This window comes from Pedococcus sp. P2_E4 (genome assembly GCF_056403935.1).
The window spans coordinates 1-10,098 of the sequence record NZ_JBFUEO010000068.1 but is presented as its reverse complement, the minus strand read 5'-3'; the positions used below and the strand labels follow the sequence as shown (position 1 = coordinate 10,098).

At 71.5% G+C, this 10,098-nt stretch carries 10 protein-coding genes and 1 riboswitch; of the genes, 3 read left to right on the top strand and 7 right to left on the bottom strand.

Features of this window, described 5'->3' with window-relative positions; translation table 11 throughout:
* Positions 1 to 142: 142 nt before the first annotated feature.
* Entirely contained in the window at positions 143 to 367 is a 225-nt protein-coding gene (locus tag AC1DV7_RS17770) for a hypothetical protein (RefSeq protein ID WP_477598664.1), read from the bottom strand.
* A 98-nt stretch (positions 368 to 465) separates the two neighbouring features.
* Between AC1DV7_RS17770 and AC1DV7_RS17765 the strand changes: the two genes are divergently transcribed.
* The gene (locus AC1DV7_RS17765; protein WP_477598663.1) at positions 466 to 2,166 is read left to right on the top strand and encodes a glycoside hydrolase family 13 protein; all 1,701 of its coding nucleotides are present in this window, start codon (positions 466 to 468) and stop codon (positions 2,164 to 2,166) included.
* A 141-nt stretch (positions 2,167 to 2,307) separates the two neighbouring features.
* On the opposite strand, the gene AC1DV7_RS17760 is transcribed toward AC1DV7_RS17765, so the two are convergent.
* Positions 2,308 to 3,129: a DUF1028 domain-containing protein gene (locus tag AC1DV7_RS17760; protein WP_477598662.1), complete on the bottom strand. Its 822-nt coding sequence runs from the start codon at positions 3,127 to 3,129 to the stop codon at positions 2,308 to 2,310.
* 70 nt (positions 3,130 to 3,199) lie between these two features.
* Complete coding sequence (locus AC1DV7_RS17755; protein ID WP_477598661.1) at positions 3,200 to 4,096, bottom strand: cation diffusion facilitator family transporter; 897 nt, start codon at positions 4,094 to 4,096, stop codon at positions 3,200 to 3,202.
* Positions 4,097 to 4,187: 91 nt separating this feature from the next.
* On the opposite strand from AC1DV7_RS17755, the gene AC1DV7_RS17750 reads away from it, so the two are divergent.
* Together AC1DV7_RS17750 and AC1DV7_RS17745 are read left to right on the top strand one after the other, a co-directional pair.
* A complete protein-coding gene (locus AC1DV7_RS17750) occupies positions 4,188 to 5,309 on the top strand; it encodes a calcium:cation antiporter (RefSeq protein WP_477598660.1) in 1,122 nt (373 codons plus the stop codon).
* Positions 5,310 to 5,383: 74 nt separating this feature from the next.
* Positions 5,384 to 5,905 (top strand): O-acetyl-ADP-ribose deacetylase, encoded by a 522-nt coding sequence (locus AC1DV7_RS17745; RefSeq protein WP_477598659.1) that lies wholly within the window; start codon positions 5,384 to 5,386, stop codon positions 5,903 to 5,905.
* A gap of 69 nt (positions 5,906 to 5,974) precedes the next feature.
* On the opposite strand, the gene AC1DV7_RS17740 is transcribed toward AC1DV7_RS17745, so the two are convergent.
* The 4 genes from AC1DV7_RS17740 to AC1DV7_RS17725 all read right to left on the bottom strand — a co-directional run bounded on the left by AC1DV7_RS17740 (position 5,975) and on the right by AC1DV7_RS17725 (position 9,997).
* Positions 5,975 to 6,652 carry a DsbA family oxidoreductase gene (locus AC1DV7_RS17740; protein WP_477598658.1) on the bottom strand — a complete coding sequence of 226 codons (678 nt, stop codon included), beginning with the start codon at positions 6,650 to 6,652 and terminating at the stop codon, positions 5,975 to 5,977.
* 110 nt (positions 6,653 to 6,762) lie between these two features.
* Entirely contained in the window at positions 6,763 to 7,503 is a 741-nt protein-coding gene (locus tag AC1DV7_RS17735; protein WP_477598657.1) for a C40 family peptidase, read from the bottom strand.
* Positions 7,504 to 7,509: 6 nt separating this feature from the next.
* Positions 7,510 to 7,691, bottom strand: a riboswitch (cyclic di-AMP (ydaO/yuaA leader).
* Positions 7,692 to 8,009: 318 nt separating this feature from the next.
* The gene (locus tag AC1DV7_RS17730) at positions 8,010 to 8,708 is read right to left on the bottom strand and encodes an iron-dependent transcriptional repressor DtxR (protein ID WP_477598656.1); all 699 of its coding nucleotides are present in this window, start codon (positions 8,706 to 8,708) and stop codon (positions 8,010 to 8,012) included.
* Positions 8,705 to 9,997 (bottom strand): MFS transporter, encoded by a 1,293-nt coding sequence (locus tag AC1DV7_RS17725; RefSeq protein ID WP_477598655.1) that lies wholly within the window; start codon positions 9,995 to 9,997, stop codon positions 8,705 to 8,707. Before AC1DV7_RS17725 ends, AC1DV7_RS17730 begins: the two co-directional genes overlap by 4 nt.
* Positions 9,998 to 10,098 lie beyond the last annotated feature (101 nt).

Below are 10,098 nucleotides of genomic sequence, written 5' to 3'. Positions count from 1 at the left end.
GTCGCGCGCGGTGGCGCGGTCTGGCGCGCGCGGTGGCGCGGTCTGCGGGCGGGTCAGCAGACCGTTCAGCACGAGGTCGACTCAATGAGGGCGGGAGGGCCGTGGGCCGTACGTGGTGCCGGCATGCACCCAGCCCGCAGCGTCAGAAGCTGCCGGTGCCGCCGTCGATGTCGCCGGCGCCGAAGCCGGGCGTCAGCTTGAAGGTCCCCGCTCCCAGGTCGCCGTGCTCGTCGGCGAGCCGCTCTTCGCGCGTGCGCGTGTCGCGGGCCGAACGCACCATCCCCACGACGATGAGAACGATGAAACCAGCAGCCCCCACCAGGAACGCACCGATCAGGATGACCGCGAAAATCGCTGAACTTGCCATGGACCCCACCCCCGTCTGGTTGACGCAATGGTCCGCCCTGTGAGAGGCCGAGTCAATGCCGGTTGCCGACGTGTCGTCCGCTCGCAACACTTCGTCGCATGACCGATGACCAGTGGTTCCGCGAAGCCGTCGTCTACCAGATCTACCCCCGCACCTTCCAGGACAGCAACGACGACGGCATCGGCGACATCCCGGGCATCATCAGTCGCCTCGACTACCTCAAGCAGCTCGGCGTCGACGTGCTCTGGCTGTCGCCGATCTATCGCAGTCCGCAGGACGACAACGGCTACGACATCAGCGACTACCAGGACATCGACCCCACGTTCGGGACCCTCGCCGACGTGGACTCGCTCATCGAGCAGGCGCACGCACGCGGCATACGGATCGTCATGGACCTGGTGGTCAACCACACGTCCGACGAGCACCCGTGGTTCGTGGAGTCGCGATCCAGCAAGGACAACCCGAAGCGTGACTGGTACTGGTGGCGCCCCGGCAAGGACACCGACGCCGGTGACGCGGGCGCGGCGCCGACCAACTGGGAGTCGTTCTTCAGCGGCCCGGCCTGGGAGCTCGACGAGACGACGGGCGAGTACTACCTGCACCTGTTCAGCCGGAAGCAGCCCGACCTCAACTGGGAGAACCCCGAGGTGCGCGAGGCCGTCTACGCGATGATGCGCTGGTGGCTCGACCGCGGCATCGACGGGTTCCGGATGGACGTCATCAACATGATCTCGAAGGTCACGTCCCTGCCCGACGGTGCACCGTTCCTCGGGCGGCCGCACCTCGGGGACGGCAGCCCGCACTTCCTCAACGGGCCACGGATCCATGAGTTCCTCAGCGAGATGCACGCGCAGGTCTTCGAGGGGCGCGCCGAGAAGCTCCTCACCGTCGGCGAGATGCCGGGGGTCACGGTCGAGGACGCGATCCTCTACACCGACCCTGAGCGGCAAGAGGTCGACATGGTGTTCCAGTTCGAGCACGTCGGGCTCGACCACGCCAGCCACAAGTGGGACCGCAAGGACCTCGACCTGCGCGACCTCAAGGCCTCACTCGGCCGCTGGCAGGAGGGACTGGCCGAAGTCGGCTGGAACTCGCTGTACTGGAACAACCACGACCAGCCGCGCGCGGTGTCCCGGTTCGGCGACGACTCCCCTGAGCACCGCGTCGCGTCGGCCAAGCTGCTCGGCACCGTCCTTCACCTGCACCGTGGCACCCCGTACGTCTACCAGGGCGAGGAGCTGGGGATGACGAACGTGCCGTTCCCGACAGCGGAGGCCTTCCTCGACATCGAGTCGGTCAACTACTACCGGCACGCGGTCGAGGCCGGCGCCGACCCCGAGGAGGTGCTGCGCAACCTGCGGCTCGGCAGCCGCGACAACGCCCGGACGCCGATGCAGTGGGACGCCTCGGAGCACGCCGGGTTCACCGGTGGCACCCCGTGGTCGCCCGTCAACCCCAACCACACCGAGATCAACGCCGCGGCCGCTGTCGCCGACGACGACTCCGTGTTCCACCACTACCGCCGCGTCATCGAGCTGCGCCACACCGAGCCCACTGTGGCCCACGGGGACTTCACCATGCTGGCCGCCGATCACCCGACGCTGTACGCGTTCACGCGCCGACACGAGGGCACCGAGCTGCTCGTCGTCGCGAACTTCTCGGCCAGCGAGCTGCCCCTCGATGACGCCATCCCGGTCGCCGACTGGGCTGGCTCCGAGCTGCTCCTGGGCAACGTCGGCTCCCCCGCATCACCGACCGCGCCACTGCGCGCGTGGGAGGCGCGCATCCTGAAGCGCTGAGCTGTGCGAGTCGGGCTTCGCGAGCGGCATCCCGGAGCACAGAGGGCCCCGGTCGTTCGGTGCCGTACAAGGGAACCACCTCGTACCTGAGCCCCTCGTACCTGGGCCCTCGCAGCAGGCCACCTCGCAGCGGACCGCGGACTAGGCAGTCGCCGAGCGAAGGGCTGCCAGGACCTTGGCGTCGATACCGTCCGGACTGAGCCGCGTCTCGTAGTTCTGCTCGGACGCCCACGCCGCGAGCGCCGCGTGCACGGACCCCCCGAAGCCCATCGTGGCGAGCCGCTCAGCCACCTCGGAGGCGAGAGGGCCCACGAGGGGCTGGACGTCCTCGGGGAGGCCGAAGAGCAGGTCGCTCACTCCCACCAACCGGGCGAGCTCCTGCGGGGCGTTCGGGTCGTCGTCGACGCGGACGTCGGCGAGGACCCCGCACTGGTCGTACCCCGTGCCGGGCTGCACGGCATACAAGGCCGCTCCCTGCCGGCCACGGGAGTCGCCACCGGCCGCGTCACCGGCGAGGAGCGCGCGCACGAGCCGGTCGGTGAGCGCAGCACCGGCCGATTCCAGCCAGGCCCGCTCCATCGCGGCCACGACCTGCGGCCCGACGAGGATGTTGCCCTGGATGGCGTACCCGCCGTCGTCGGTCCGGCCACTGACGCCGCCTGCCCACGACAGGCACTCGGACCCGGTGAAGCTCGCCTGGGAGTCCAACCCCACCACCCCGAGCTGCCGGTGCTCGCGGTCCTCGTCGGGTTCGGTGCAGGCCAGCACGGCCGCTGCGGCGTCACCGCCCGCGGCGAGGGCCTCCAGTGCCGTCTCGCGGTAGGACACCCGGGCCATCGCCTGCGTGGCCACGGCACCCACCCCGAGCTGTGCCCGCGGGACGACCGCTCCGACGAACGGGAACTTGCTGGCGACAGCCACGCCGAAGGCGTCGCCGACCTGGGCCACGATGGAGAACGTCACCCCCGCACGCTAGCGCCGCTGCGGGACGGCGCCCACCGGAGCGCGCGCCGGTCACCAGGCGGAGGCTCGTTCACCAGTCCGTGTCGTGGCACGACTCGCCGGTCGTGGGCTCGACCTGGAGGGTGGCGTGCGCGATCTGGTGGGTGTCGCGCAGCATCGTCTGGCCGCTCGCGAGGATGGCCTCGACGTCGGCGCCGGGCTCGCTGACGAGGTGGGCGGTGGCGACGTTCATGCCCGAGGTGAGGGTCCACAGGTGGAGGTCGTGCACGTCGGCCACCCCTCGGATCGCGCCCAGGTCGGCCGAGACGGCGCCCGGCGAGACTCCCTCGGGGACGTGCTGACCCAGCACCCCGAGCACCTGGCGTCCGAGCATGACCGCACGCACGGCGACGAAGACCCCGATCGCGAGGGCGACGACCGTGTCCCACCACGCGTCTCCGGTGCCCTGGACGAGCAGGCCCGCGACGATGACGCCCACGGAGCCCGCGGTGTCGGCCACGACCTCGAGGTAGGCGCCCCGGACGTTGAGGCTCTCCTGCGCCCCACCACGCAGCAGGAGCAGGGCGATGACGTTGACGAGCAGGCCCAGCACACCGACGACGAGCATCGCGCCGCCGGCGACCTCGACCGGGTCACCGAACCGGCGCAGGGCCTCGACGACGACGTACACGGCGACGCCCAGCATGAGCAACACCGCAAGGCCGCTCGCGAACACCTCGGCGCGGTACGACCCGTAGGTGCGCCGCCCCGTGCGGTCCGGGCGGCTGGCGACTCGCGTCGCGACGAGGGCCGCGCTGAGGGCGACCACGTCGGCAGCCATGTGACCGGCATCGGACAGCAGGGCCAGCGACCCCGACAGCCACGAGACCACGAGCTCGACGAGGAAGAACGCGCCGACCAGTGCGACCGCGACTGCGAGGCGCCACCGGTGCCGACCCCCGGCGTGGTGGTCGTGTCCGGCTCCCATGCCTCGATCCTAGGCGCGCGGTGCCCGCCTCCCGCGCAGCGTCCGCGCGGACGCGGTCCGTGGGGCCTCTCGAGGTCTGAAAGAATCCCGTATGGCCGCGAAAACGACCAATCCCCGCCGAAGTTGGACCACTCACGCCCAGAGCTGGACCACCCTCGCCCCCGTGCTGGCGGTGCTGGCCCTGGTCCTGACATGGGGTCGCGACCTGGGGACCCTGCCGGTCGTCGTCGTGGCGGCCGTCCTCGCCACCGCGGTCCTCGCGGCCGTCCACCACGCCGAGGTCGTGGCGCTGCGCGTCGGCGAACCGTTCGGGTCGCTGGTCCTCGCCGTCGCGGTGACGATCATCGAGGTGGCGCTCATCGTCACGCTGATGGTCTCGGGCGGCAAGCACACCGCCTCGCTGGCCCGCGACACGGTCTTCGCGGCAGTGATGATCACGGCGAACGGCATCGTGGGGCTGTCGCTGCTGATGGGTGCGATCCGCTACCGGCTCATCTCGTTCAACGCCGAGGGCACTGGCGCCGCGCTCGCCACGGTGACCACCCTGGCCGTGATGACGATGGTCGTGCCGACCTTCACGACGAGCGCACCCGGGCCCGAGTTCTCGCCGTCGCAGCTGGTGTTCGCCGCCGTCATCTCGCTGGTCCTCTATCTGATGTTCGTCTCGACGCAGACCCGCCGGCACCGCGACTTCTTCCTCCCCGTCACCGACGACGGCCAGCCCGTCACGGACGACGACCACGCGGCGCCGCCGACGGACCGCGAGACCTACCTCAGCCTCGGGCTGCTGCTGCTGTCGCTCGTGGCGGTCGTGGGGCTGGCCAAGGTCGAGTCCCCCGCGATCGAGTCGGCCGTCGCGGCTGCCGGGTTCCCGCAGTCGTTCGTCGGTGTCGTGATCGCCCTGCTGGTGCTGCTGCCCGAGACCCTCGCCGCCGTGCGAGCCGCCCAGCGCAACCAGATCCAGATCAGCCTCAACCTCGCGCTCGGGTCGGCGATGGCCAGCATCGGCCTCACCATCCCCGCCATCGCGATCGCGTCCATCTGGCTCGACGGACCCCTGCTGCTGGGCCTCGGTGCGACGCAGATGGTGCTGCTCGCCCTGACCGTGGTCGTCAGCGTGCTCACCGTCGTGCCCGGCCGCGCGACGCGTCAGCAGGGTGGCGTCCACCTCGTGCTGCTCGCGGCCTTCGTGTTCCTCGCCATCAACCCCTGACGTATGCCGCGGCGCGAGGCGCGCCCGCTGCCTCAGCCTTTCGGCGCGAGACGCCGCCGCCGTACCGTGGGTGGGTGGTCACCCTCGAGGCCGTCCGCGGCGACATCACGACCGAGCGCGTCGACGCCATCGTCAACGCTGCGAACTCCACGCTGCTCGGCGGCGGAGGGGTGGACGGCGCGATCCACGCAGCAGCCGGCCCGGCGCTGCTCGAGGCGTGCCGGCGCGTCCGCAACACCACGCACCGGGACGGCCTGGCCGTCGGCGACGCGGTGGCCACCACGGCGGGTGACCTGCCGGCCCAGTGGGTGATCCACACCGTCGGCCCGAACTGGCACCGTGGCCAGCAGGATCCGGCCGACCTGGCGTCCTGCTTCACCAGCAGCATCGAGGTGGCTCGGGAGGTCGGGGCTCGCTCGATCGCTTTCCCCGCGGTGAGCTCGGGGGTCTTCGGGTGGGGGTCCGACCGGGTCGCGCCGATCGCGGTCGAGGCGGTCCGCTCCGCAACGACGGGGCACGACGACCTCGACCTGGTGCGGTTCGTGCTGTTCAGCCAGGCCGCGCTGGTCGACTTCGAACGCGCCCTCGCGACGTAGGAGCCCCGCCGCAGGGACGCGGGCGGCTCAGACGTTCTGGCTCAGGCGTTCTGGCTCAGGCGTTCTGGCTCAGGCGTTCTGGCTCAGGGACTCGTGCTCGCCGTCGGTCGCGGCCGTGATGAGCTGGCCGAGCACCTCGGCCGGGTGGGCACCCGACAGCCCGACCCGGCGGTTGGCCATGAAGAACGGCACCCCCGAGATCCCGATGTCGGTGGCGGCCTCCTCGTCGGCGCGGACGTGGTCGGCGTACTCGTCACCCGCGAGCACCGCCGACAGCCGCCGCCCGTCGAGCCCCGCCTCGGCACCGAGTCGCTGGAGGGTCTCGATGTCGTCGACCGCCTTGCCCTCGCTGAAGTGCGCGCTGTAGAGCCGCTCGAGCACGGCCGCCTGCAGCGCCACCCCGCCCTGCGCGAGCCCGAGCGMGACGATCCGGTGCGCGTCGAACGAGTTGGACCGCAGCTGGGTGTCGATGTCGATCTCGATGCCGTCGGGACGGCCCATCACCGCAGGCCGCTCCGCGATCTCACGAGCCCCGTCGAGGTCGGTGCGGTAGCGCTGGGCCAGCCACGCGAGCACGGTCTCGCCGTTGCCCTTGGCGGCTCGCGGGTCGAGCTCGTAGGCGTGGTAGGTCACCACCACCTCGGCCGGGTGGGTGCTCTCGGCGATCGCCTGCTCGAGGCGTCGCTTGCCGATGTAGCACCACGGGCAGACCACGTCCGCCCACACGTCGATCTCGATGGCGGTCATGCCTCCATACAAACACGCCCACCACTGGACCGCCGCGCCAGGTGCACGCAGGCCCCCGTCCGCCGTGGCGGAGGGGGCCTGGGTGCGCTGCGGCCGGGTGGACCCTGGGGTCAGGGGCGGCCGTAGGTGACGCTGGAGGACCAGATCGAGCGGAGCGCGACGGCCTTGCCGCTGCGCGGGGAGTCCCACATCATGCCGTTTCCGGCGTAGATGCCCACGTGGTAGGCCGGCGAGCCGAAGAACACGAGGTCACCCGGCTGCGGGTTGGACACGGGGGTCACGGCCTGGCGCTGCGCCTCGGCCGTGCGCGGCAGGCTGATGCCGACCTGGCGGAAGACGTACGCCGTGAAGCCGGAGCAGTCGAAGCCGGCGGGCGTGGTGCCGCCGTACCTGTACATGATGCCCTCGTACTGGGCAGCGATGCCCAGGACGCCACCGGCGGCCGGACGGCTGCTGGTGAGGGCCGTGCGGGCGGTCGACCGGCTCGCGGTCGAGCTCTGCACGCGGTCGGTGGCGACGGCGGCGGGGCGAACGGCCTTGGCCTTGGGCTTGGGCCTGGCAGTCGCCTTGAAGCCGATCAGGCCGTAGGCGTCAGAGGCCTGCGGGGCAGCGGCCTCGGGAGCCTTGACGGCGACCGGGGCGCTGGTGGTGGCAGCGGTGGGGTCGGCCTTCGGGGCGGCCGGGGCAGCGGACGCCGGGAGGGCGAACGAGGCCACGAGACCACCGGAGGCGGCGACGACGGCCGAGGTCTTGACGGCAGGCTGGGCGGATTTCGCCACGATGCCACTGATCTCGGAAACGGGGTTGTAACGGCCAGGGGCGCGGTGGCGACCGGCAGCGTGTGAAGCCACGATGGATGAACCTCCAGTGCCTACGAGGTGAGCTGTCGGGTTCGGGTGGAGGTAGATCACCCGGCCCTCACGGTTGCCACCCGACCTAGCGGGCGCTCGCGAGAGGACTTAACCCCAAGGACTCTCCCGAAGGAGGGCCCGAAAGTGGGTCCCCCGCTCCTGCCAAGCGGACTTGCTGAGGACCCGAACGTGATGGCAGGACTAGGCGTTCCACATCGGGCCAATCTCCCCGGGGGGTGGAGAGATCCCCGCGAGACTACACAAACCCCCGACCAAAAGTCACATTGAGGTCACGGCGAGCCCATGCGATCGTCAAGCAAACGCCATCTTTCGATGACAGTTCGTGCTCAACGGGGGAAAAATCGGACACGTCCGATCGGTGAACGGTCCGGCGGGTCAGGGACGCCGCGACATACCCCGGCGGGGGTGGCTCGCCGCTCAGACCAGAGCGCCGCTGAGGGCAGGCGCGCCGCTGAGGGCAGGCGCGCCGCTGAGACCAGGGCCGCTCAGACCAGGGCGCCGAAGACGTGCTGGGCGACGTCGTCGGGCAGCGAGACCCCGGTGGACTCGGGGGCGTTCTCGCGCACGGCCACGACGCGCCCGTCCTGGCGGTGCACCCGCACCCGCTCGCCGGGCAGCAGCCGGGCCACCGTGAGCAGGCTGAGCGCCTCGTGGTCGACCTGGACCGGCTCACCGATCCGGCGGACGAGCACGATCTCGGGGGTCTCGGTCGCGAGCTCGGTCAGCGTGTGCAGCCCCGAGCGGAAGTCCTCGGTGGGCTCGACCTCACCCAGCTCGTCGAGGCCGGGGATGGGGTTGCCGTAGGGCGAGTCGTGGTGGTCCTTGAGCATGGCGAGGATCTTGCGCTCGACCCGCTCGGACATGACGTGCTCCCAGCGGCAGGCCTCGTCGTGGACGTACTCCCACTCGAGCCCGATGACGTCGACGAGCAGGCGCTCGGCGAGCCGGTGCTTGCGCATGACGCGGGTCGCCAGCAGCCGACCGTGCTCGGACAGCTCGAGGTGACGGTCGCCGGCGAGCGCCAGCAGGCCGTCGCGCTCCATGCGCGCGACCGTCTGCGACACCGTGGGCCCGGAGTGGCCGAGGCGCTCGGCGATGCGGGCGCGCAGCGGCGTGATGCCCTCTTCCTCGAGCTCGAAGATCGTCTTGAGGTACATCTCGGTGGTGTCGATCAGGTCCGTCACGGGTCAAGCCTCTCATTAGCGGGCGACTGCGCGCCGCTGTCCGGCAACTCGGGCTCCCCCGACGCCGCGGCTCGGGCGACCGCGCCCCGACGCACCGGGTCGTAGGCCGGCACCCAGTAGCCGATCCAGCAGGCTCCCAGCAGCGCGAGCACCCCGACCCCGAGACAGGCTGCGACGAGGCCGGAGACGGCCGTGACGGCGCTGATGAGGACCGGTGCGCCACTGCCACCGATGACCGACACGAAGCGCCACCCGCCGAGGAACTGCGACCGGCCGACCGCCGGGGCGACGTCGGCGCCGAGGGTCATGACGAGGCCCGAGCCGATGCCGTTGCCGATGGCACCCACGACGGCCAAAAGGCCGATGCCCAGCGCAGTCCCGGTGAGCGGCAGGGCGCCGAGGCTCAACCCGACGACCACGACACACGGCACGGCGATCCACACCCGCCCGAACCGGTCCATGACCGAGCCGGCCGGGTAGAACAACAGCATCTCGACGCCCCCGGCGACCCCGAAGATGACGGCGGTGGTGCTGGCGGACAGCCCCGACTGGGCGGCCCACAGCGGCACGAGCACGACCCGCGACGACCGCACCGCACCCACGACGGCGATGGCCAGGCCGAGGGTGAGGTACGTGCGCCGGTGGCTCCAGAGCAGCGTGGCGGTGCCCACCGGCGCCTCGAGCCGGGCCGCCTCCTCGTGCTCGGCCGTGAGGTCGGGCGCCCACCACACGAGCAGCGTCGCGAGCACCCCGGCCGCGACCGCCACCGCGAACCCCGCCTGCGGTCCCCAGAAGTGCACGATCGGAGCGCCCACGAAGGGCCCGACGAACAACCCGATCCGGTGGACCCCGCCCAGGGTCGACAACGCCCGCGCACGCATCGCGATCGGCACCGCGTCGATGAGGTACGACTGGCGGGCCACGAGGAACACCGACGACGTGAACCCCATCGCGAACACCGCAGCCATGAGCGCGACCAGCGAGGTGGCCGTCACCGCGAACAGGGCGGCGACGGCATCGGCGGCGGCCGCCCCCATGAGGGCCTTGCGCTCCCCCACCCGGTGCACGAGGGCGCCGGCCGGCACCGCGAAGAACAGGTCGGCGATGAGGGTCAACGCCACCGTGAAGGCCGCGACCGACGGCGAGGCGCCCAAGTCGAGCGCGCTCAGCGTGAGGATCGGCACGACCGCACCGGCGCCCACGGCCACGACGACCGTGGGTCCGTAGGCCGGCGCCGCGATGCTCCAGAGGCTGAACGGGGCTTCGGGGCGGGCAGGTGGCGGCGTCATCACCGACCATTCTGTCGCTGGTCCCACGAGGGGGCACGACGGGGCGCGACAGGGCGCGACGGGTCGCCACGGGGCGCGACGGGGCGCGACGGGGCGCGACG